The sequence below is a fragment of the Mesorhizobium sp. dw_380 genome, from assembly GCF_018588885.1.
Classification (GTDB): Bacteria; Pseudomonadota; Alphaproteobacteria; order Rhizobiales; family Rhizobiaceae; genus Mesorhizobium.
Genome location: NZ_JAFFIW010000007.1, coordinates 153,334 through 174,437 on the forward strand (window position 1 = coordinate 153,334; position 21,104 = coordinate 174,437).

19 protein-coding genes are annotated in these 21,104 nt (G+C 63.9%); 13 read left to right on the top strand and 6 right to left on the bottom strand.

From position 1 onward, the window contains the following. Nucleotides 1-48: 48 nt before the first annotated feature. Nucleotides 49-924 (bottom strand): glucosamine kinase nucleotide-binding domain-containing protein, encoded by an 876-nt coding sequence (locus JT360_RS09740; protein WP_214471308.1) that lies wholly within the window; start codon nucleotides 922-924, stop codon nucleotides 49-51. Then, a complete protein-coding gene (murA, locus tag JT360_RS09745) occupies nucleotides 921-2,177 on the bottom strand; it encodes a UDP-N-acetylglucosamine 1-carboxyvinyltransferase (protein ID WP_214471309.1) in 1,257 nt (418 codons plus the stop codon). The genes JT360_RS09740 and murA overlap by 4 nt, the downstream gene beginning before the upstream one ends. A gap of 139 nt (nucleotides 2,178-2,316) precedes the next feature. Here murA and JT360_RS09750 point away from each other — a divergent pair, with 139 nt between their 5' ends. Next, entirely contained in the window at nucleotides 2,317-3,177 is an 861-nt protein-coding gene (locus JT360_RS09750) for a MurR/RpiR family transcriptional regulator (RefSeq protein WP_214471310.1), read from the top strand. Between the two features lie 5 nt (nucleotides 3,178-3,182). On the opposite strand, the gene JT360_RS09755 is transcribed toward JT360_RS09750, so the two are convergent. After that, nucleotides 3,183-4,538, bottom strand: a complete 1,356-nt coding sequence (locus tag JT360_RS09755) for a glutamine synthetase family protein (protein ID WP_214471311.1) — start codon at nucleotides 4,536-4,538, stop codon at nucleotides 3,183-3,185. 285 nt (nucleotides 4,539-4,823) lie between these two features. On the opposite strand from JT360_RS09755, the gene JT360_RS09760 reads away from it, so the two are divergent. After that, nucleotides 4,824-5,312: a nucleoside deaminase gene (locus tag JT360_RS09760; protein WP_214471312.1), complete on the top strand. Its 489-nt coding sequence runs from the start codon at nucleotides 4,824-4,826 to the stop codon at nucleotides 5,310-5,312. A gap of 21 nt (nucleotides 5,313-5,333) precedes the next feature. Here JT360_RS09760 and JT360_RS09765 read toward each other — a convergent pair whose 3' ends face one another. From JT360_RS09765 to JT360_RS09775, 3 genes are read right to left on the bottom strand one after another with little or no spacing between them, the layout of a single operon-like run. Beyond that, nucleotides 5,334-6,032: a GntR family transcriptional regulator gene (locus JT360_RS09765; RefSeq protein WP_214471313.1), complete on the bottom strand. Its 699-nt coding sequence runs from the start codon at nucleotides 6,030-6,032 to the stop codon at nucleotides 5,334-5,336. Between the two features lie 11 nt (nucleotides 6,033-6,043). Beyond that, complete coding sequence (locus JT360_RS09770) at nucleotides 6,044-6,223, bottom strand: hypothetical protein (protein WP_214471314.1); 180 nt, start codon at nucleotides 6,221-6,223, stop codon at nucleotides 6,044-6,046. Then, on the bottom strand, nucleotides 6,220-8,274 hold the full coding sequence (locus JT360_RS09775) for a N,N-dimethylformamidase beta subunit family domain-containing protein (RefSeq protein ID WP_214471315.1): 2,055 nt from the start codon (nucleotides 8,272-8,274) through the stop codon (nucleotides 6,220-6,222). The genes JT360_RS09770 and JT360_RS09775 overlap by 4 nt, the downstream gene beginning before the upstream one ends. A 413-nt stretch (nucleotides 8,275-8,687) precedes the next feature. Here JT360_RS09775 and ftsZ point away from each other — a divergent pair, with 413 nt between their 5' ends. The 11 genes from ftsZ (at nucleotide 8,688) to JT360_RS09830 (ending at nucleotide 21,103) form a co-directional block, all read left to right on the top strand. After that, nucleotides 8,688-9,725: a cell division protein FtsZ gene (ftsZ, locus tag JT360_RS09780; RefSeq protein WP_214471316.1), complete on the top strand. Its 1,038-nt coding sequence runs from the start codon at nucleotides 8,688-8,690 to the stop codon at nucleotides 9,723-9,725. Nucleotides 9,726-9,913: 188 nt separating this feature from the next. Next, nucleotides 9,914-10,957: a substrate-binding domain-containing protein gene (locus tag JT360_RS09785; RefSeq protein WP_214471317.1), complete on the top strand. Its 1,044-nt coding sequence runs from the start codon at nucleotides 9,914-9,916 to the stop codon at nucleotides 10,955-10,957. Between the two features lie 35 nt (nucleotides 10,958-10,992). Then, nucleotides 10,993-12,264, top strand: coding sequence for an ABC transporter substrate-binding protein (locus tag JT360_RS09790; protein WP_214471318.1), 1,272 nt, complete (start codon nucleotides 10,993-10,995; stop codon nucleotides 12,262-12,264). Nucleotides 12,265-12,351: 87 nt separating this feature from the next. Further along, the gene (locus JT360_RS09795; RefSeq protein WP_214471319.1) at nucleotides 12,352-13,197 is read left to right on the top strand and encodes a carbohydrate ABC transporter permease; all 846 of its coding nucleotides are present in this window, start codon (nucleotides 12,352-12,354) and stop codon (nucleotides 13,195-13,197) included. Nucleotides 13,198-13,210: 13 nt separating this feature from the next. Continuing rightward, on the top strand, nucleotides 13,211-14,059 hold the full coding sequence (locus JT360_RS09800) for a carbohydrate ABC transporter permease (RefSeq protein ID WP_214471320.1): 849 nt from the start codon (nucleotides 13,211-13,213) through the stop codon (nucleotides 14,057-14,059). 21 nt (nucleotides 14,060-14,080) lie between these two features. Beyond that, nucleotides 14,081-15,121 (top strand): ABC transporter ATP-binding protein, encoded by a 1,041-nt coding sequence (locus tag JT360_RS09805; protein WP_214471321.1) that lies wholly within the window; start codon nucleotides 14,081-14,083, stop codon nucleotides 15,119-15,121. 22 nt (nucleotides 15,122-15,143) lie between these two features. Then, nucleotides 15,144-16,421: an amylo-alpha-1,6-glucosidase gene (locus JT360_RS09810; RefSeq protein WP_214471322.1), complete on the top strand. Its 1,278-nt coding sequence runs from the start codon at nucleotides 15,144-15,146 to the stop codon at nucleotides 16,419-16,421. Nucleotides 16,422-16,631: 210 nt separating this feature from the next. Further along, a complete protein-coding gene (locus tag JT360_RS09815; RefSeq protein ID WP_214471323.1) occupies nucleotides 16,632-17,609 on the top strand; it encodes a sugar-binding transcriptional regulator in 978 nt (325 codons plus the stop codon). 45 nt (nucleotides 17,610-17,654) lie between these two features. After that, nucleotides 17,655-19,100: an ABC transporter substrate-binding protein gene (locus tag JT360_RS09820; protein ID WP_214471324.1), complete on the top strand. Its 1,446-nt coding sequence runs from the start codon at nucleotides 17,655-17,657 to the stop codon at nucleotides 19,098-19,100. A gap of 212 nt (nucleotides 19,101-19,312) precedes the next feature. Continuing rightward, nucleotides 19,313-20,236 (top strand): carbohydrate ABC transporter permease, encoded by a 924-nt coding sequence (locus JT360_RS09825; protein WP_023764804.1) that lies wholly within the window; start codon nucleotides 19,313-19,315, stop codon nucleotides 20,234-20,236. A gap of 9 nt (nucleotides 20,237-20,245) precedes the next feature. After that, the gene (locus JT360_RS09830; RefSeq protein WP_214471325.1) at nucleotides 20,246-21,103 is read left to right on the top strand and encodes a carbohydrate ABC transporter permease; all 858 of its coding nucleotides are present in this window, start codon (nucleotides 20,246-20,248) and stop codon (nucleotides 21,101-21,103) included. Nucleotide 21,104: the final 1 nt, after the last annotated feature.

A 21,104-nucleotide genomic window follows, 5' to 3' on the forward strand; every position in this document is an offset into this window, starting at 1 on the left:
GATATTCGTACCGTCAACACATATTTGGAATATATTATTCCTGCCCTGTCAGGCGCAGAGCGATCGTTTGGCAAGGATGATCGCGCCGGATACGGCGTCGCCGTCAGCTGGCTTCAGGCGGCGCCGGACATCGGGGGAGAGCCAGGGTTCGAGCGGGCTGGCGAGGCCGCCCAGCAAGGTCACGCGTGGCGCGCCCTTTTCGAACAGTACCCGCACCAGCGTATCGATCTGCTCGGCGGCACCTTGCACGATGCGCCGTCCGGCCGGATCGCCCTGGTCGGCATGGCGCATCACCATCGGCGCGAGGGCCGCATAATCCGTGGCGCTGGCGCGGTCCATCCAGGCAACGGCTTCCATCGGGTCGCCGTCGAAGCGCTGCATCACCTCTGCCAGCAGCGCCGTCCGCTCGTGCCGGCCGTCATGGGCGCGCAGCGCCAGTTGCACGGCTTTCAGCCCAAGATCGGCGCCGCTGCCTTCGTCAGAGATCGGAAAACCGTATCCCCCGACGCGCAGGTCGCGGCCCTCGACGAAGCCGAGCCCGATCGAGCCCGTACCGGCAATGACGATGGCGCCGTCCTGACCGGAATGTGCGCCAAGGCAGGCGCCGACGCCGTCGCTGACGAAATCGATGCTGGCAAACGGATGCGCGATTGTCCGCAACGCCTCCAGCGCGCCCTTGCGGCCGATACCGGCCAGGCCGATGCCCGCGCGAATCCCAGCAGTCTCGGCCGGTCCGAACCCTGCCTCCTCGATCGCCGCGCCAAATGCTCTGGCAATGGAGGCCCAGGCCGCCTCGATGCCGAGCCGCGTCGTCGCCGGGCCGGATAGGCCCTGTCCCAGCACGGTTCCCTCCGCATCTTCGATACGAGCCCGGCAGCCCGTGCCGCCGCCATCGACGCCGAGAAAATAATCCGCGCCACTCATGCGCTCAGCCGCTCGATGTCGGCGCCGCAAAGGCGAAGCTTACGGTCCAGCTGCTCATAGCCGCGGTCGAGGTGATAGACGCGGTTGATCGTCGTCTCGCCCTCGGCGACCAGCGCCGCCAGCACGAGCGACACCGACGCGCGCAGATCGGTGGCCATCACCTGCGCGCCGTGCAATCTCTCGCCGCCGCGCACCAGCGCCGTGGTCCCCTGCAGCTTGATGTTGGCGCCGAGCCGCATCAGTTCGGGCACATGCATGAAGCGGTTCTCGAAGATGGTTTCACGCAGCAGCGAAGCGCCGTCGGCGCAACACATCAGCGCCATGAACTGCGCTTGCAGGTCGGTCGGAAACCCCGGATAAGGTTCCGTCGTGAGGTCGACAGCCCTAAGCGGCCGGTCGCGCGACACGATGAGCCCGCGGTCGCCGGGCCAGACGCTGACGCCGGTAGCCTCGAGCAATTGCACAACCGAGGCCATGTGCTCGAGCCGGGCGTGCGTCAGTTCGAGCTGGCCGCCGGTGATAGCGGCGGCGATGGCATAGGTGCCGGCCTCGATACGGTCCGGGATGATGTCGTGCCGGGCCGCGTGCCAGCTGGTGCCGCCGGCGATCAGGATGCGGTGCGTGCCGGCGCCCTCGATGCGCGCCCCCATGGCATTGAGACAAGCGGCGAGATCAGCCACCTCCGGCTCGCGCGCCGCGTTGAGGATCTCGGTTTCGCCCTTGGCCGTGGTTGCCGCCATGACGGCGGTTTCCGTTGCCCCGACCGATGGCGAGCTCAAGACAATGCGCGTGCCGGTCAGTCCGTTCGGCGCAGAGGCGACGATCAAGCCGTTCTCGATGGCGATCCGGGCGCCCAGTGCCGCGAGTGCCGCGACATGCATGTCGACCGGCCGGGCGCCGATCGCGCAGCCGCCCGGCAGCGAAACCCGCGCGTGGCCGAAACGGGCGAGCAGCGGCGCCAGAACGAGCACCGTCGCGCGCATCTTCCGCACCGTGTCGTAGGACGTCTCCTTGGAAACGGCGGCGCTGGTGTCGATCGTCGCGGCATGGACCGACCGCGTGACTTCGGCGCCGTGCAGCCGCACCACACCGAGCATGTTCTCGACGTCGGTCACATCGGGCAAATTGGTCAGTTCGAGCGGGTAGGGGCTGAGCAGGGCAGCCGCAATCTGCGGCAGTGCGGCGTTCTTGGCGCCGGATATGGTGACCGCGCCTTGCAGCCTTTGTCCGCCGACGATCCGCAATCTGTCCATGCGCCGAAAACCTTGTGTGACCAGTCGAGAGTTAATTGTGCATTCTTGGCTGTCAATCGAAATTGGAATAATTTATTCCTTTGTGGCGACCCAGTCAGCCGGCTGCGCGGCTTGCGGCCTGAAAAGCGAGAGGGAATCCGTGTCCGTTCTGAACAGGATCAATGCGAAGCTCGATGGCATGGCGCCCGGCGATCGTGAGATCGGCCGGTACATCGTCAACAACCCCGACCAGATGCTGCGGCTGTCGACGGCCGCACTCGCCGCCGAGATCGGACGCAGCCAGTCGAGCGTCGTCAAGTTCAGCCAGAAGCTCGGCTATGCCAGCTACCAGGAGCTGAAGCTCGCGGTCAGCGAGGCCAAGGCGCAGGAATGGCATGTGCCGGCCGGCGTCATCCACGGCTCGATCGAGGTCGGCGACGGCTACCCGGTCATCCTGAAGAAGCTGATCGGCAGCAAGCTTCTGTCGATGCAGCAGACCGTCGCCGCCAACAGCGAGCGCATCATCTCCAGGACGCTGGAACTGCTGGATGGCGCGCGCCGCATCCATCTGGTCGGCGTCGGCGCCTCCTCGCTGGTGGCGCGCGATTTCTCCTATAAGCTGATGAAGCTCGGCCGCAATGTCCTGCACGACAGCGACAGCCACATCCAGATGGCCAATGTCTCGACGCTCGGGCCAGGCGACGTGCTGTTCGCACTCTCCTATTCCGGCGCCAGCATCGAAACCTTGCGTATCGCCGAGCTTGCCCGCAAGCGCGGCACGATGGTGATCGCGGTCACCGGTCTGCATGACAATCCGTTGAGCCGGGTCGCCGACATCCGCCTCTACACCATCGCCGATGAGGAGCGCGCGCGCTCATCCTCCATCACCGCACGCGACGCGCAGCTGACGCTGACCGACCTCCTGTTCATCCTGCTGCTGCAGAGGCAGCCGGACGCCAACGACTATGTCCACAACAGCGAGGCGGCAGTCTCGGTGCTGAAGGCCGAGCAGTCGTCGTAAATGCCTCAGACGCTTTCGAGATAGGTCTCGATCTCGAAGTCGCTGACGTTGAGGGCAAACGTGTTCAGCTCCTGGCGTTTGCAGGCGATGAAGGAGTCACGCAGGATCGCCGGGAAGATCTCCGCCACATGCGTCCCGCTTTCGAATGTCGCGATCGCCGAGGCCCAGTCCGGCGGCAGCTTGGCCGGCGCGACGCCCTGGCCATCGCTCCGGGCCGGATCGCCTGGCGACATCTGCTTTTCAATGCCGATCAGCGCCGCGCCCAGTATGGCGGCAAGCACGAGATACGGATTGGCGTCCGCTCCCGACACGCGATGCTCGATGCGGCGCGCGGCCGCAGGGCCGCCGGGAATGCGGATCGCGACCATGCGGTTCTCGTAACCCCAGGCGACCGCGGTCGGTGCATAGGAGCGCGGGCGAAGCCTGCGGTAGGAGTTGAAATGCGGTGCGAACACCAGCGTGCTCTCGGCCATTGCCGCCAGCAGCCCGCCGACCGCGTGCCGCATGGTTTCCGAGCCCTGATCCGTGCCGTCGTCGAACACGTTGCGTCCCTCGGTATCGACCAGGCTGAAATGGACGTGAAAGCCGTTGCCGGCACGGTCGCCATAGGGTTTGGCCATGAAGCAGGCGGCAAAGCCATGCTTGCGGGCAATGCCCTTCACCGTGCGCTTGAACAACACCGCATCGTCGGCCGCCCGCAAGGCATCGGCGACATGGTTCAGATTGATTTCGAACTGGCCGACGCCGTTTTCGGCAATGGCCGTGTCGACGGGAATGCCTTGCGCGCGGCAGGCTTCGTAGACATCGTGGATGAAGGCCTCGAAATCGTCGATCTCGTCGATCGACAACGCCGCGTCGGAATCGAGACGCCGCCCGGTGACCGGCGAGACAGGCCCAACCGGCCGCTGCGATTGCGGATCGACCAGATAGAATTCAAGTTCCGTTGCCGCGACCGGGGTCAGGCCGAGCGCCTTGTAGCGGTCGAGGATGCGGGCCAGTGCCCGCCGCGGATCGCCGAGATAGGGCGCGCCGTTTTCGTCGGCGAGCCAGAGCGGGACGAGTGCCGTCGGATGCGCAGTCCATTCCACCGGCAGGATGCCGCGTCCCGTCCATTGGCAAAGGCCGTCCGCGTCGCCGGTCGAAAAAACCAGCGTGTTGCCCTCGATATCTTCGCCCCAGATGTCGAGCCCGATCAGCGAATAGGGCATGCGCAGCTTGCCCTCCAGCGCCTTGCGCGCCTGCTCGACCGGAATGCGTTTTCCCCGCATGACGCCGTTGAGGTCGCACACCGCCGCCCTCAGGCTTTGGATGTCGCTTCGGCTTTCAAGCCAGCTCAGGACGTCCGCAATTGCATCGCTCAATTTTAAAACCTCTGGTTTTCGAAAATGCCCAAGCCTGATCGGCTGTGCTATCCCTGGTAAAAATGCTTGTGAGTTTTCGGAAAGCATATCCGGTCGGTGCCGGATATTTTTCCTTATTTTTTCAATTCACTAGCTGGGATGTCGGGAGGCATTTTAAAACCAATTTCGCGATCTGCGATCGCAACATAGAGACAAGGCGCCGGAAAGCCAAGGGGCATTTCGGGTCGACTTGAGCTGGCGGATTGTTCGGCACTATGATCAGGCGGCACTGCCGGAGGATTGCGGATGCCACAACGCCCCTATGATGAGCGCCTGCTCCGTCAGGCATTCGAAGTCGCGCGCAAGGCCCGTGACGCCGGCGAACATCCCTTTGGTTCGCTCCTCGCCGACAAGGACGGCAATGTGTTGCGCGAGCAACCCAACGCTTACAAGGCCGGAGGGGGCGACCGCACCGCTCATGCCGAAAGGCTGCTGGCCTCGTGGGCGGGCATGAATTTCAGTCTCGAAGAGCTGGCCTCTTGCACACTCTACACTTCGGCCGAACCTTGCGCGATGTGCTCCGGGGCAATCTATTGGGCGGGCATCGGAAGGGTCGTCTTTGGGCAGAGCGAACATGGCCTCAAGGTGTTGACGGGTGCACATGTCGAGAATCCCACACTCGACCTGCCCTGCACGATCGTCTTCGAAGCTGGGCAGCGTCCGACTGAAGTCGTCGGCCCGCTGCTTGCCGATGAAGCGGCGCAACTCCAGGCCGACTTCTGGAAAGACAAGTAGCTCAATTGCCGCGCGGCGGTACTAGTTTCCCGTTTCCGGAAATCGGGCCTGCCGCAGGATGTGCTCGGCGCCTTCGTCAATGTCGCGAACAATGGCTGCGCGGGCGCGCGTCACGTCCTGGGCTTCGATCGCGGCGACGACTTCCTCGTGATAGTCGATGTCGAGGATGGAGGAGAGATCGTCCTCGAACCCCATGGCGAGATTCCGCAGAAACGGGCCGACCTGCATCCACACGGTCTCGATCAGGAAGATCATCTGTTCGTTGCCGCAATGGCGATAGATCGAAAATTTGAAGGCGTAATTCTTCCTGAGATAGTCGTCGATATCGCCCTGGCGCGCCGCCTGGGTCAATTCCGTGGAGTGGCGCCGGATCGTCCGCAGATTGTTGCCGTTGATGCGTTTTGTCGCGAGTTCCGTCGCCGAGCCTTCCAGGATCGTGCGCACGGCGGTCAGCTGCGAGAACCGGTCGGCTGAAATCACCGGCACCTCGACGCTGCCGTTCGGCATCGGACTCAGCGCCCGCAGCGCCTGCAGCCGCATGAAGGCGCTGCGCACCGGCATGTCGCTGGTGCCAAGTTCCTTGGCGAGCTTGCGCGAGGTCAGTTTCTGGCCGGGCGTGAACTGGCCGGACATCAGGGCCCGCACAAGCTCCAGATAGACCTTCTCATGCAAGGGAACGGTGTCGACGGCGCTCAACCCGAATTGTGTTCTGTCGGCCATGGGCGGGAGCGCTACTTCACTCGTTCTGAAATCTGGCCTGGCAACAACAGCCGCGGACGGTGCATGATAGACGCTTCAATCATCGACCGGCAAGCCAACTCGCGATGCGGCCGCAGGCGTATGACATCGCGGTTCTCGGCCGGCACCGACGCGATTTCCATGGTGCCGCTCGCCGGCCCGACAACGCTCATCGCCCAACGTCGCCGCTCTTTGCCGCCGCCAGGTGCGTCAGCAAATTCTTCGTGATCCTGCCGACGTCGTTCATGGCATCGCCCGCCGGCAAGGCGCCGCACCAGGCGACCGAACTCGCGCAGAAGATCAGACCGCCCGAAGGCAGATGGCGGAGCGTCATCTCCGCGCAGCGCCGCGATGCGTGCTCGTCCGCGCCACCCTCGTACCAGCGCGTCGCGTCGTGGACGAAGCTGTCCGGGAAGCCGGTCGCGCGGGCAATGACTATCGTATCGGGAGAGGTGCCAAGATGCGGGTCGGTGGCGTCGACCTCATAGCCGGCAGCACCCCCGAGCACGATGCCTTCGTCGCCGAAGGTCTCGCTGGCGACCCCGTCGAACAGCCAGGCGGCTGAAGCGTCATGGCTTTCCGGCGTGCGCGTGAAGGGCCGCGCGCCGTCGAAACCCATCAGCGAAATAGCGACGCCGGTCAGCGAGAATTCGCCGCGCCCGCTGGCGCGGAGATAACCGCCCGGCTGGTTGGTGATCGACAGCGACTGTTCGGCGATCGGCCCGTCCCAGGTTCGGCCCGCCTCGAGCGGCGAGCGGCGCAGTTCCATCAGATCGTCCTGGAACGCGACCTTGCCGGCAAAACCATTGCCGCCGAGATAGGCGATGCTGCCGCCCGTCGCCGCGAACTGGCGCAGCGCATGCTCCATGTCGACCGACATGTATTCGGGATGACTGCCGGTGACGACCGCCCGGTAGCCCTGCAGGCCAGCAACGCCCCGCTCATGCAGGTCGCGGTCGGTGATGAGATCGAAAGCGATGCCGTTGTTGTGGCAGAAGCGCAGAAAATGCAGGTCGACCGGTAGGTTGTGCGGGCAGCCGCACAGGGGGTAATTGTAATCGTCGCGCAGCGTCGCCTTCGGCTTCTTGTAGGAAGAGATCGACACGCCGCTGAGGTCGCTATGATAATCGTAGAGCGATTTCAGATTGTTATCGATCGCGAAGCGATGGCCACGGTCCTCGCACATCCATTCGTAGAGATGCGCCGGCAGGAATTCATCGGCATAGGCGAGATAGGTGGCGGTCGGCACCAGGAACAGCAACGGCGCCCGGCGTGCCGACGAGGTGATGAAGAAGACGATGCGCTCCGATCCACCGTCATGGCCAATCTCGAAGGCATAGACGGCGGCAGACGCCTCGGCCGGGATCTGCAAATGGTAGGAGGCCGGCCACTGCAACGCGCCCATATCGTCGTCATGGCAATGCACCGCGTCATAATGCGACGGCACCAGCCTTGGATCGAAGCTCGACCCGTCCCAGCGGCGCGAGGTCATGCAGAAGGCCGGCTGGTTGACTGCCTCCAGCAAAAGGACGCTGTCTCCGCCTGTCGAGGCGATCGGGCCGCTCGGCAGCAGGGTAGGGAAGGTCCAGGCAATGCGTCCGGTCTCGCTTTGCAGGGCGATCGACCCGAATTTGGCGTTGAGCGACCTGACATCGTTTGCCGCGCTGGCGCCGAAGATCATGTCGCCGGACACGGACCAAGGCAGGTCGAATTGACGATGCAGGCGAAACGGCGACAGGAGATCGTCGGAACTGATCTTCAGCACCGTCCCGCTGCCACCCGACGAAATGTCGACCGCCAGCCAGGTGTTTGCCGGCAAGCTCTGCCCGATTTCCTGCGGCTTGCCGTCAGCGCCTGACGTCAGCCGCCCGTCCTGCAATCCGAGACGCAGGTTTCCGCACTCGAAGAGCACGCGGGCGCCGTCATTGCGGGTCAAATACACTTCGAAGGCGACGCCGGTGATTTCCGCGGCCTTGGCCAGTTCCGACGCCGCGATCTTGAGGAAGGATCCATGATCGAAGTCGCGATGCGCAACCGCATCCGCGGTCGGCTCGACATGCCAGTCCATGAACTCGGCCGTGGGCGTGTCGAGCCGAACGATCCGCACAGTGCGCACTTGCCGCGACGACGAGACATGGAGAGCGATAGGCGTTCCGGCCGCTGTGTGCCAGGGAACCGTGTAGCCTGAAACGGCCATGGCGCCATGATCGACAGGACGTTTCATCGCCGCGATCCCGGCCTGTGCGCTCTCCTGGATGGCAAATTGGACAATTCTCTCGTACCCCTGTTTTTCGTAAGCAGCTCTACGACAAATGCAGCCTTCATCGCAGGCGGAATCGTTCGCGCTCATGATGCCGATCCTGGAACGGGCGACCAGCCAAATCCAGCAGCGCAAGGCGTCCTGAGGCTGCCGGATCGAGCGCGATCGCCCGGGGCCAGACAGGCCGGTCGCGCAAGGTCTGCCTGTTCATCACAAATCTTGACCTTGTCCGCACTTGCACGTCTGGCCGGTCTCTGGCTTTTTGGGGTACCCATCCGAACGGACTGATTCGCGTCATGCCGCTCGATTGCACTCTCGACAGGGGCAGTTGCGGGTGGGCCGTGAAGCGCGCGCAAATTGGCCAAGGAGAAAGCGGCATGGCGGAGTTCAAGAAGCCCGAGATCTCCGAGATGAGACCGAAGATCACCGTTATCGGCGTCGGTGGCGGCGGCGGCAACGCCATCAACAACATGATCGCGGAACAGCTTCAGGGAACCGAATTCATTGCCGCCAACACCGATGCCCAGGCGCTGACCATGTCGAAGGCGACGCGGCTGATCCAGCTCGGCGCTCACGTGACCGAAGGGCTGGGCGCCGGATCGCTGCCCGAGATCGGCCGTGCCGCGGCCGAGGAATCGCTCGACGAGATCATGGACCATCTGGCCGGCACGCATATGTGTTTCGTCACCGCCGGAATGGGCGGCGGCACGGGAACCGGCGCTGCTCCGATCATTGCCCAGGCGGCGCGCAAGGCCGGCATCCTGACGGTGGGCGTCGTCACCAAGCCTTTCACCTTCGAGGGCCGGCGCCGCATGCAGATGGCCGAGGAGGGCATCGAGCGGCTGCGCGAGGCCGCCGACACGGTGATCGTGATCCCCAACCAGAACCTGTTCCGGATCGCCGATGCCAAGACCACCTTCGCCGACGCCTTCGTCATCGCCGACCGGGTGCTTTATTCCGGCGTCAGCTGCATCACCGATCTCATCGTCAAGGAAGGCCTGATCAATCTCGACTTCGCCGACGTCAAGTCGGTCATGCGCGGCATGGGCCGTGCCATGATGGGAACCGGCGAGGCTTCGGGCGAAAGCCGGGCGATGAAAGCGGCGGAAGCCGCGATCGCCAATCCGCTGCTCGACGAGGTGTCGATGAAGGGCGCCAAAGGCGTGCTGGTTTCGATATCGGGCGGCCGCGACATGACGCTGTTCGAGGTCGACGAGGCCGCCACCCGCATCCGCGAGGAGGTCTATGAGGACGCCGACATCATCGTCGGCGCCATCTTCGACAAGAGCATGGAAGGCCGCTTCAGGGTTTCGGTGGTGGCGACCGGTCTCGACCGTGCGCTCGGCGTCGGGGATGCCGACGCCGGCATCGCGCATGACCATTCCATGCCGCCCGCCGCACGGATTTTACAGTAGGCTCTCTCAATTTTCGATTGACTGGCCGGTAGGGTGCCTGCGGAGCAAAGCAGGCACCTAGGCTTGCGTGCACTCCCTCCTTCCCGAGCTGAAATTCGAGACGCCGATACCCCTGAGTGAAATTTAAAACGTTTGCAATTTTGTGAAACGCGATTACAAACGTTTCAAACTCGCCTGAGGGAGGATCGGTGACGACCCGTGTCATCACGCTGAAGGAGCTTGCGGCAAGCCTCGACCTGTCGATCACGACGGTCTCGCGCGCGCTCGCCGGCCATGAGCAGATCGCGCAGAAGACACGCGAGCGCGTCGCGCAGGCGGCGCGCCAGGCCGGCTATGTGCCCAACACGGCGGCGCGCACACTGGTCTCCGGCCGCAGCGGCTTCGTCGGCCTTGTGTTGCCGATACGCGGACCCAACCTTGTCGATTCCTTTCTCGGCGAATTCGTCACCGGGCTCGGCGAAGGATTGGTGTCGCATGGCGCCGACCTCATCCTTGCCACCGCCGCACTTGGTCATTCGGAGCTGTCGGTGCTTCGCCATGTCGTCGAATCCGGACGCGCCGATGGCGTCGTCGTCACGCGCATCGCCGAGACAGACGAGCGCCTTGCCTATCTGCGCGAGCGTGGCTTTCCGTTCGTCGCTCACGGCCGGCTGCTCGACAGCGACTTCGGCTACAACTGGCTCGACACCGACGGCGCGCACGCCTTCGGCGAAGCCTTCGACATGCTCTATGATCTCGGCCACCGCCATTTCGGCCTGGTGACGATCTCCGAACCGATGACCTTTCGTCATCTCAGGCAGGACGGTCTCGCCGCGGCAATCGCACGGCGGGGCGACCCGTCGGTGCGGCTGGACGTGGTCACGGCGCCGCGTTTCGACCAGAAGGCGCGCATCGAGGCGGTCAACCGCATGCTGCAAGGTTCTGATAGGCCGACTGCCATCGTCGCCCTGTTCGACGAACTGGCGCTGACGGTGATGGAGGAGGCCGCGCGGGCGGGTCTTAGCGTGCCGCGCGACCTTTCCGTCATCGGTTTCGACAACATCGCCGCCTCTGCCTATGCGCCGCCGGGCCTCACCACCTTCGACGCCTCGATCCGCCAATGCGCGCGCGAAATCGCCGACATGCTGCTCAGGGTCATCGGCGACCGGCCTGCGGTGCCGCTGACGCGGCTGATCCAGCCGACACTGGTTGCGCGGGCAAGTCACGGGCCCGCACCGCGGACAAGAAACTGACGCCGCCATGACGGCGCAAATCCAGGGAGGAGATCATGATGAAAGCATTGAAGATACTGGCAGGCGCGGCGCTGGCACTGGCGGTCGCCGCTGGTGGCGCCGAGGCCCAGCAGGTGCTGTTCTGGTCGACGCAGGCGCGCCCGGTCGAAGAGACGCAGAAGATGCGCGACGAGGTGCTGAAGGGTTTTGAGGGCGCGGTCGACTACCAGGTCGCCGAAACCGGCCCTTGGCTCACCCGCCTGCAGGCCGAATTGCAGGCGGGCACCGGCACCATCGGCGTGCTTGGCGGCTTGCACGGCGATTTCTCCAGCGTCGGCGCCAACCTTGTCGACCTGTCCGGCGCCGATGTCGGTGGGGTCAAGATCAACGAGGCCTACAGGAAGCTCGGCATGCTCGGCACCGGCGAGCAGAAATACATGCCCTGGATGCAGGCCACCTATTTGATGGCGGCCAACAAGCAGGCGCTGCAATATCTGCCCACGGGCGTCGACCTCAACACCATCACCTATGACCAGCTCATCGAATGGTCGAAGAACATCGCCGAGAAGACCGGCTCGCCGAAGTTCGGTTTTCCGGCCGGTCCCAAGGGGCTGAGGCACCGCTTCTTCGAGGGTTTCCTCTATCCGTCCTACACTGGCTCGATGGTCACAAAATTCCGCTCGGCCGAGGCCGAGACGGCGTGGAACAAGTTCAAGGAATTGTGGCAGTACACCAACCCGAACTCGACCAACTATGCCTTCATGCAGGAACCATTGCTCTCAGGTGAAGTCTGGGTGGCATTCGACCATGTCGCGCGGCTCGCCGATGCCTTCAACAAGAAGCCGGACGACTTCGTCGCCTTCCCGGCGCCTGCCGGCCCTGCCGGTCGAGGCTTCATGCCTGTCGTCGCCGGTGTCGCCATTCCCAAGACCTCGCCTGATATCGACAAGGCCAAGGCGCTGATCGCCTACATGCTGAAGCCGGAAACCCAGATCGCCACGCTGAAAGCGACCAACTTCTTCCCGGTCGTCGACGTCAAGCTGCCTGATGACATGCCGGCCTCGGTCAAGGCCTTCGGCCCGGCGATCGCCACCATGACCGGGGCTCCCGATGCGGTGCCGGCGCTGCTGCCGATGGGGCTCGGCGATCTCGATGGCAAATTCAACCAGGTCTATACCGACAGTTTCGAGCGTATCGTGCTCGGCGGCGAAGACGTGCACGGCGTGCTTGGCGAGGAAGCGACGGCGCTCAAGGCGATCATCGATCAGTCGAAGGCGCCATGCTGGGCGCCCGACAAGCCATCCCAGGGCGCCTGCCCCGTCGACTAATATCCTCCCGAGGGGCGCCCGGAGTTTGTTGCACTCCGGGCGCCCAGGCCGCGGCGCTCGACCATGGCATCGCAAAGGACAAACACCATGCATGGCAAGGCTCTGCCCTATCTGCTGCTGATGCCGGCGACGGTGTTCCTCTGCCTCTTCTTCCTCTATCCATTCGTGCTGGTCGCCTTCGAGGCGGTCACCCGCGACGGCGCCTTCACCCTCGACAATTTCCGCACCATGGCCGGCAGCTGGAAATTCCCCGTCACCGTCCGCAAGACGCTGTTTCTTGCGGCGATCGTGGTGCCGATCCAGCTCACCATGGCGCTGCTGATGGCGAGCGTGGTGTCGCGGCTCCAGACCGGGCGCAGTGCCGCGCTCTATGTCTTCGCCATTCCGCTCGGCATTTCGGACCTCGCCGCCGGCCTGATCTGGCTCGCCATCTTCGATCAGTCCGGCTTCCTCAACACGCTGCTGTCGAGCCTTGGCGTCGTCGACAAACCGGTCATGTTCCTTGGCTACCAGAGCAAGCTGACCATCTTCATCGCCGTGGCGCTGGCCGAGATCTGGCGGGCCACCGCGATCATGATGGTCATCCTCGTCGCCGGCATGGGCCTGATCCCCAGGGAATATTACGAGGCGGCGGAGGTGTTCGGCGCCAGCCCGTGGCAGCGCTTTGCGCGCATCACGCTGCCGCTGCTTCGGCCCAGCCTGCAGACGGCGATCATCCTGCGCGTCATCCTCGCCTTCGAGGTCTTCGCCGTGGTCGCCGCCCTTGGCGGCACCAATCTGCCGGTGCTGATGGGCGAGACCTACAACTGGCAGTTCACGCTGCAGGACCGCAATGTCGCCGCCGCCTCGGCGTTGCTCATCCTCGCCATCTCGATCGGCTTCACGCTGTTCTTCCTCAGGGTGCTGCGCGTGCCCCGGGAGGCGCGGATATGAAGGAGGCCCGGATATGAGCGCTGTCGCCGAAGCGCCGCTCGCGGCCGCGCCCGCCGATGCACGCAAGGCCGGCGACTGGCTGCTGATCGCCACCGCCATCCTGCTTTGCGTCTGGGTGCTGCTGCCGATCTATCTCCTGATCGTCAACGCGCTGTCGTCGCCGGAACAGGTAACAGCCTTTCCAAAGCGCTTCTTCCCGTCCTTTGATCTTGGCAGTCTCTCATTCTTCATCAATTTCGCCGGCGTCGCCAGGGCACTGTGGAATTCGGTGCTCGTCGCCACGCTGACGATGATCCTGGCCATCGGCCTCGGCGCGCCGGCCGGCTACGCACTGTCGCGCTTCGATTTCCCGGGCAAGGGCACGTTCCGCTTCCTGGTGCTGATGACCCGCGCCTTCCCGCTGCCGCTCCTGGCGCTGCCGCTGGCGGTGATGTTCATTCGCACCGGCCTCGACGACACTGCCATCGGGCTGGCGCTGGTGCACACCACGCTGGCATTGCCGTTTGCCGTGCTGATCACCTTCTCGCTCTTCTCGGGCATTCCCGTCGAACTGGAGGAAGCGGCCTGGACGCTCGGCTGCACGCGTTGGCAGGCCTTTCGCAAAGTCATCCTGCCGCTGGCGCTGCCCGGCATCGCCGCCTCGGCGGTGTTTGCCTTCACCATCTCCTGGAACGAGGTGTTCGCCGCCGCCGTGCTCACCATCGAGAACCGCACGCTGACCGCCTTCCTGCTGCAAAGCCTTGGCGAGTCGCCGCTCTATCTCAAATTCGCGGGCGGTGCCGCATTGGTCGTGCCGGCGCTGATCTTCATCTTCGCCGTTCGAAAATATTTGTTCGCCATGTGGGGGATCGCCAACCGATGACGCGCGACACGGAGACGGCCCATGGCTGAAATCGCAATCAAGGGCGTGGCCAAGCGCTTCGGCGGCTTCACCGCGCTGCATCAGGTCGACCTCACCATATCAGACCAGGAATTCATGGTGCTGCTCGGCGCCTCGGGCTGCGGCAAGACCACGCTGCTCAGGATCGTCGCCGGGCTGGAGACGCCGAGCCAGGGCGAGGTTTGGATCGGCGGCCGCCGCGTCGACCATCTGCCGCCGCGCGACCGTGGCATCGCCATGGTGTTCCAGAACTATGCCGTCTTCCCGCATCTGACCGTGTTCGAGAACATCGCCTTCGGCCTGCGCATGAAGAAACTGCCGCAGCAGGAGGTCGAGCGCCGCGTCAACCGCACCGCCGAGCTGATGCATATCGAGCAGCTGCTGAAGCGCTACTCGGGTCAATTGTCCGGCGGCCAGCGCCAGCGTGTCGCCGTCGCCCGCGCGCTCACCATGGAGCCCGACGTCATCCTGATGGACGAGCCGCTGTCGAATCTCGACGCGCTGCTGCGGCTGGAAATGCGCGCCGAGCTCAAGGGCGTGCTCGCCGCCTCGAAGACCACAACCATCTATGTCACCCACGATCAGGTCGAGGCGATGAGCCTTGCCGACCGCATCGCCGTCATGCATCAGGGCCGCATCGTCCAGGCGGCCTCGCCGGTCGAGGTCTACCGCAATCCGGCCGCGCGCTTCGTCGGCTCCTTCATCGGCAGTCCGCCGATGAATTTTATCCCGGCGACCAAGGCCGAGAATGGAGACTGGACTGTTGCTGGGCTCACGCTGTCCGGCCCCAAATCAGACAGGCAGAAGCTCGAATTCGCCATTCGCCCCGAGGATGTCGATGCCGGCGACAAGGGCCTTCAGGCCACAGTGCGTGTCATCGAGCCGCTCGGACCGCACACGCTGGTCACCTGCGATGTCGAGGGCGGTCTGTTCCGCGCCATCCTGGACTCGGATGCCGGCGTAAAGGTCGGGGATCACCTGCGGCTGGCGCCCAAACCCGATCGCATCCGCTGGTTCGACCCCGAAACCAGCAATGCCCTTTGACGCCGAAAGTCCTGAAATGCCCATGACCGCTGCCGCCATCAATGAAATCATCGCCCGCGCCGTCGAAGTGCTCAAGGAGAACGACCAGGGCGACTACACCATTCCGACGAAGGGGCTTTATCCCTTCCAGTGGAATTGGGATTCCTGCCTGACCGCGCTCGGCCTTGCCCATTACGACGAGGCGCGCGCCTGGACCGAGATCGAGACATTGTTCGCGCATCAGTGGCCGGACGGCATGGTGCCGCACATTGTCTTCCACGTCTGGAACGACAGCTATTTTCCCGGCCCCGAGGTCTGGCGCACCGGCCGTCCGACCGCCACCTCGGGCATCACCCAGCCGGCGGTCGCAGGCTTTGCCGCGCGCCGCCTGTTCGACAGGGCGAAGGACAGGAAATTGGCCGCGGAGCGGGCCCGTGCATTGCTGCCTAAGATCGACGCCTGGCACCGCTGGTTCTACCAGAACCGCGACCCCAAGGGGGAGGGGCTGGTCGCCATCATCCATCCCTGGGAGTCAGGCCGCGACAATTCGATCGACTGGGACGACGCCTTCGAACGTGTGCCGACCGAGGGCGTCGAGCCCTACACGCGCCGCGACACCCTGCACGCCGATCCGGCGCACCGTCCGACACGCGAGCAGTATGACCGTTACATCTGGCTGGTGCAGCACTTTCGCGGGCTTGGCTGGGACAATGCCAGGCTGCACGACGCCTCGCCCTTCCGGGTCGTCGATCCCGGCTTCAACGCCATCCTGATCCGCGCCGCGACCGATCTTGCCGATCTCGCCGAGGCGCTCGGCGAAACCGAGATTGCCGCCATCAACCGCGCCCGCGTTCGAAAAGGCCTGGCGGCGATGGAGCGGCTGTGGAGCGATGCGCATGGCCAGTATCTCTGCCTCGACCGCATCACCGGCGAACTGATCGACAGCGCATCCGTTGGTGGCATCCTGCCCGCCTTCGCGGCCATCCCGCAAAATCGTGCCGCGGCGGTCGCCGCAAAGGTCGAGCGGCTGGCCGGCAAGGCACGCTATGTCGTGCCGTCGCATGATCTCGGTGATCTGCGTTTCGAGGCCAAACGCTACTGGCGCGGTCCGATCTGGCTGGTGGTCAACTACATGATCGCGGACGGGCTTGCCGCCGCCGGCCACGACCAGGTCGCACAACGCATCACCCAGTCCAGCCTCGACTTGATCTGCGAGAGCGGCTTTGCCGAATATTACGATCCGCTCACCGGCGAGCCGCTCGGCGGCGGCCGCTTCACCTGGACAGCGGCGATGGTCATCGAATTTTTGAGCGAAGCATAAGCGGCCTTTCTACGTCCGCAGCCCGTCGCGGCTCCTGACCGGGCTGCGCCAGGGGCCGGCCTTTCGCGGCGTTTGCCATGCACAGATGTCATTGGACGGCCAGGAGCCGTTTTGAACCTCCGCGACGACCCGGGGGAAGATCGTCGCTTGACTCTGATCATGCCTTGTGAAAAATTTTGCAGCAACTGATAAAAATATCAAAGGGTGGAAATGGTAGGGTTCGGCAACGGCCTCCTGCGCGACGATGAAAGCAGCATGGCGGCGCGTGCCGCCTGGCTTCATTACGCCGGCGGCATGACCCAGTCCGAGGTTGCCAAGCGGCTGGGGCTGACCAGCCTCAAGGCCCACCGCCTCATCACCAAGGCCAACCAGGAAGGGCTGGTGAAGGTCTATATCGACGGCGAAGTTTCCGAATGCGTCGAGCTCGAGGACGAATTGTCCCGCCGCTACGGCCTCGACTATTGCGAGGTGGTGCCGGACTTCGATTCCGAGGATCTGCCGCTGAAGGCGCTCGGCATTGCCGGCGCGCAGTTCCTCAAGCGCGAGATCGAACGCGGCGAGCAGGCGCTGATCGGTGTCGGCCATGGCCGCACGCTCGCGGCTTGCGTCGAATACCTGCCGCGCACCTCGACCGACCGGATCCGCTTCGTTTCGCTGCTTGGCGGCCTGACGCGCAAATTCTCGGCCAACCCCCATGACGTCATTCACCGTCTCGCCGAGCGCACCGGCGCCGAAGCCTATGTGATGCCGGTGCCGATGTTCGCCAACACGGCCGAGGACCGGATTGTGCTGCTCGGGCAGAAGGGCATCAGCGAAGTCTTCGATCTCGCCAAATCCGCCGACCTGCTGCTTGCCGGCATCGGCACCGCCGAACGCGAGGCGTCGCTGGTCGCCACCGGCATGATCGAGAAAGGCGAGATGGAGGAGATCCGCCGCAATGGCGGTGTCGGCGAATTGCTCGGCCACTTTTTCGACGAGGCCGGCAATGCGGTCGCCACCACCGTATCCAACCGGGCGTTGGCGCTGGCCCGTGAAGATATCAGCAACCGCCGGATTGTCGCCGTTGCCGGCGGCAAGGTGAAGGTTCGTGCCATCAAGTCAGTGCTGGAGGGGCGCTATCTCAAGGGCTTGATTTCAGACGAGCGGACGGCGCGATCGCTCGTGGAAGAAGAGACGCCGGTCGGGTAGCTGGCGTCAGTTCAGTTGAAACTACCCTGTGGAGGAGAAGACGAAATGCATGAGAAAGAGAAAGACCTCATCAATGCCTTCCTGCGCGGTCAAGTGGACCGTCGCGGACTGATCAAGGGCCTGGGTGCGATGGGCCTTGCCGCCGGCACCGCCGGCACGCTGCTCAACCTTGGGCAGACCCGCGCGCTGGCCGCCGATTTCGACTGGAAGGCGCATAAGGGCAAGACCATCAAGCTCCTGCTCAACAAGCATCCTTATGCCGATGCGATGATCGCCGATCTGGAGAACTTCAAACAGCTGACCGGCATGAACGTCGTCTATGACGTGTTCCCCGAGGACGTCTATTTCGACAAGGTCACGGCCGCGCTGTCGGCAAGCTCGCCCGAATACGATGCCTTCATGACCGGCGCCTACATGACCTGGACCTATGGTCCCGCCGGCTGGATCACCGATCTCAACGAATGGATCAAGGACCCGGCCAAGACCAACCCGAACTATGCCTGGGACGACTTCCTGCCCGGCGTCAGGAATTCCTGTGCCTGGAACGGCAAGCCGGGCGGCGCGCTGGGTTCGGAGGATGCCAAGCAGTGGTGCATTCCGTGGGGCTTCGAGCAGAACAACATCACCTACAACAAGGGCATGTTCGACAAGGCGGGCGTTAAGGTCCCCGGCAACATGGACGAGATGGTGGCCGCGGCGGCCAAGCTCACCAAGGATGTCGGCGGCGGCGTCTACGGCATCGGCGTGCGCGGCTCGCGCTCCTGGGCGACGATCCATCCGGGCTTCCTGTCGGCCTACGCCAATTTCGACCAGAAGGACCTGAATGTGTCGGCCGACGGCAAATTGTCGGCCGCCATGAACACCGCACAGTCCAAGGCTTTCCACAAGCAGTGGGTGCAGATGATCCAGGAGAGCGGCCCCAAGGACTGGTCGACCTACACCTGGTATCAGGTCGGTACCGATCTCGGCGCCGGCGCCTCGGCGATGATCTTCGACGCCGACATCCTCGGCTACTTCATGAATGGCGGCGACAACAAGATGGCCGGGAAGCTTGCCTTCGCCGCCTTCAAGGCCAACCCGGCCGCCAAGGCGCCGACACCGAACATCTGGATCTGGTCGCTGTCGATGTCCAACTTCTCCAAGGACAAGGACGCCACCTGGTACTTCATGCAATGGGCCTCGGGGCCGGAGCATGGGCTGTTCGGCGCCACCAAGATGGACTTCGTCAATCCGGTCCGCCAGTCGGTCTGGAAGGACGAGATGTTCCGCGAGAAGCTGAACAAGAGCTATCCGGGCTATGTCGAGATGTTCGACGCTTCGGCGCCGGGCGCCAGCATCAAGTTCACCGCGCAGCCGCTGTTCTTCGACCTCACCACCGAATGGGCGGCGACGCTGCAGAAGATGGTGTCCAAGGAGGTGCCGGTCGACGAGGGCCTCGACAAGCTCGCCGAAAGCATCAACGGCCAGCTCAAAGAGGCCGGTCTGGGTTAAGTCGCAACGAGGGCCGGCCTGCTTGGCGGGCCGGCCCTCGTCACACCTTTTCATGTTTGCGATGCGGTGCCTGGACATCGGACCCAAAAGTGGAATCCGGTTTTGGGAAAATCCGATGCTCGAGAAAAAGCGCCGCAACTTCGCCCGACCGGCCGCCTTGCTCCCTTGGGCGGCCGGCAGGGGCGAAGCGACAGTAACAACGGAGCAGCTCGATGACTGCGGTGGTATCGCAAAGGCACAAGCCATCCGGCTTCAGGATCAGCAAGCGGGTGCTGCCCTACGTTCTCAGCCTGCCGGCCTTGCTGGTCTGCATCGGCATCCTCATCCCGTTCCTGACCTCGGTCGTCTATTCCTTCCAGCGCTACCGGCTGAGCCAGCCCTGGGCGCGCCAGTTCAACTGGGGTGACAACTACATCTCCTTCTTCACCGACCCGAAGTTCTGGAACACGCTCAAGGTTTCGCTGCTCTATGCCGGCACCACGGTCGTGCTGGAGCTGCTTCTAGGCCTGGCCATCGCCTTGCTGCTGCAGAAGCGCTCGACACTGAACAACTTCATCTCGATCATGCTCTTGATGCCGCTGATGACGGCGCCGGCTCTTGCTGCGCTGATGTGGAAGCTGATGACCAATCCCGGCTTCGGCGTGCTGAGCTATCTCGCCAGCCTGATCGGGCTGCAGGATTTCCGCTGGGCCTCGTCGCCGTCGACGGCCCTGTTCACCGTCGTGCTCGTCGACATCTGGGTCTATACGCCCTTCATCATGATCCTGCTGCTCGCCGGCCTGCGCAGCCTGCCGACACAGCCCTTCGAGGCTGCGGCCCTCGATGGCGTGCCGAGGAGCTTCGTGTTCTTCCGCATCACGCTGCCGATGCTGACGCCCTACATCTTGACGGCGACGCTGTTTCGCCTGCTCGATTCCATCCAGCAGTTCGACATCATCTACGCGATGACACAAGGCGGGCCGGGCGACACGCTCACAGTCTTCCAGGTCGAGGCCTACCTCAACTTCTTCCAGTCGACCAATGTCGGCCGCTCGGCGGCACTGATGATCATCCTTTGGGCGATCACCTATTTCCTCTCCAACATCTTCATCAAGAACTGGCTGCGGCTGCGCGAACGCGCCCGCGGCCAGGCATAGGAGGCAGCAATGGAACATACGTCCTTGCTGGAGCGCATCCTGCGCGGCGCAGCGCTGACGCTGGTCGTGATCTTCTTCATGTTCCCGATCGTCTGGATCTTCATGATGTCGTTCCAGACCAATGAGACCATCCTGCGCATTCCCCCGCAGCTGGTCTTCGAGCCGACGCTCGCCAACTATACCGCACTGATCACCGGCAAGCTGATGACCGCCGCCGGCACGCTCGACATCGCCTTCATGCGCAATCTCTGGAATTCGGTGTTCCTGTCGGTGACCTCGGTTGCCGTCTCGCTGCTGCTCGGCGTGCCGGCTGCCTACGCCTTCGCGCGGCACAAGTTCCGCGGCTCGGAGGATATCGCCTTCACGCTGCTGTCGTTCAGGTTCGCGCCGGCGCTGCTGGTGCTCCTGCCGCTCACCCTCTATTTCCAGAAGCTTGGGCTGGCGAACACCTATGTCGGACTGATCTGGGTCTATCAGCTGATCTGCCTGCCGTTGATCCTGTGGATCGTGCGCGGCTATTTCGAGGATATTCCCGCCGACATCGAATATGCCTACCGCATCGGCGGCCATTCCTGGTTCGCCACCTTCCGCAAGATCGCGCTGCCGCTCGCCGGCCCCGGCATCGCCGCCGCCGGCCTGCTCGCCTTCATCTTCGCCTGGAACAATTTTGTCTTCGCGCTGGTGCTAGCCTCGGCCGACAAGCAGCCGGTGACAGTCGGCGCGCTCGCCTTTATCACCTCCTCGGGCATCCAGTACGGCCAGATCTCGGCAGCCATCGTGCTTTCGATCACGCCGACGCTGGCGCTCGCCCTCTATGCACAGCGCTACCTGGTCGAAGGCCTGTCGCTTGGCGCGGTGAAAGGATAGA

Excerpts from the sequence above, each read along its gene's own strand:
- JT360_RS09760 (WP_214471312.1), top strand. The coding sequence starts at position 4,824 with ATGCCACAACGCCCCTATGATGAGCGCCTGCTCCGTCAGGCATTCGAA.
- JT360_RS09790 (WP_214471318.1), top strand. The coding sequence starts at position 10,993 with ATGATGAAAGCATTGAAGATACTGGCAGGCGCGGCGCTGGCACTGGCG.
- JT360_RS09795 (WP_214471319.1), top strand. The coding sequence starts at position 12,352 with ATGCATGGCAAGGCTCTGCCCTATCTGCTGCTGATGCCGGCGACGGTG.
- JT360_RS09805 (WP_214471321.1), top strand. The coding sequence starts at position 14,081 with ATGGCTGAAATCGCAATCAAGGGCGTGGCCAAGCGCTTCGGCGGCTTC.
- JT360_RS09815 (WP_214471323.1), top strand. The coding sequence starts at position 16,632 with ATGGTAGGGTTCGGCAACGGCCTCCTGCGCGACGATGAAAGCAGCATG.
- JT360_RS09810 (WP_214471322.1), top strand. The coding sequence starts at position 15,144 with ATGACCGCTGCCGCCATCAATGAAATCATCGCCCGCGCCGTCGAAGTG.
- JT360_RS09800 (WP_214471320.1), top strand. The coding sequence starts at position 13,211 with ATGAGCGCTGTCGCCGAAGCGCCGCTCGCGGCCGCGCCCGCCGATGCA.
- ftsZ (WP_214471316.1), top strand. The coding sequence starts at position 8,688 with ATGGCGGAGTTCAAGAAGCCCGAGATCTCCGAGATGAGACCGAAGATC.
- JT360_RS09765 (WP_214471313.1), bottom strand. The coding sequence starts at position 6,032 with ATGGCCGACAGAACACAATTCGGGTTGAGCGCCGTCGACACCGTTCCC.
- JT360_RS09830 (WP_214471325.1), top strand. The coding sequence starts at position 20,246 with ATGGAACATACGTCCTTGCTGGAGCGCATCCTGCGCGGCGCAGCGCTG.
- JT360_RS09770 (WP_214471314.1), bottom strand. The coding sequence starts at position 6,223 with ATGAGCGTTGTCGGGCCGGCGAGCGGCACCATGGAAATCGCGTCGGTG.
- JT360_RS09775 (WP_214471315.1), bottom strand. The coding sequence starts at position 8,274 with ATGAAACGTCCTGTCGATCATGGCGCCATGGCCGTTTCAGGCTACACG.
- JT360_RS09820 (WP_214471324.1), top strand. The coding sequence starts at position 17,655 with ATGCATGAGAAAGAGAAAGACCTCATCAATGCCTTCCTGCGCGGTCAA.
- murA (WP_214471309.1), bottom strand. The coding sequence starts at position 2,177 with ATGGACAGATTGCGGATCGTCGGCGGACAAAGGCTGCAAGGCGCGGTC.
- JT360_RS09740 (WP_214471308.1), bottom strand. The coding sequence starts at position 924 with ATGAGTGGCGCGGATTATTTTCTCGGCGTCGATGGCGGCGGCACGGGC.
- JT360_RS09825 (WP_023764804.1), top strand. The coding sequence starts at position 19,313 with ATGACTGCGGTGGTATCGCAAAGGCACAAGCCATCCGGCTTCAGGATC.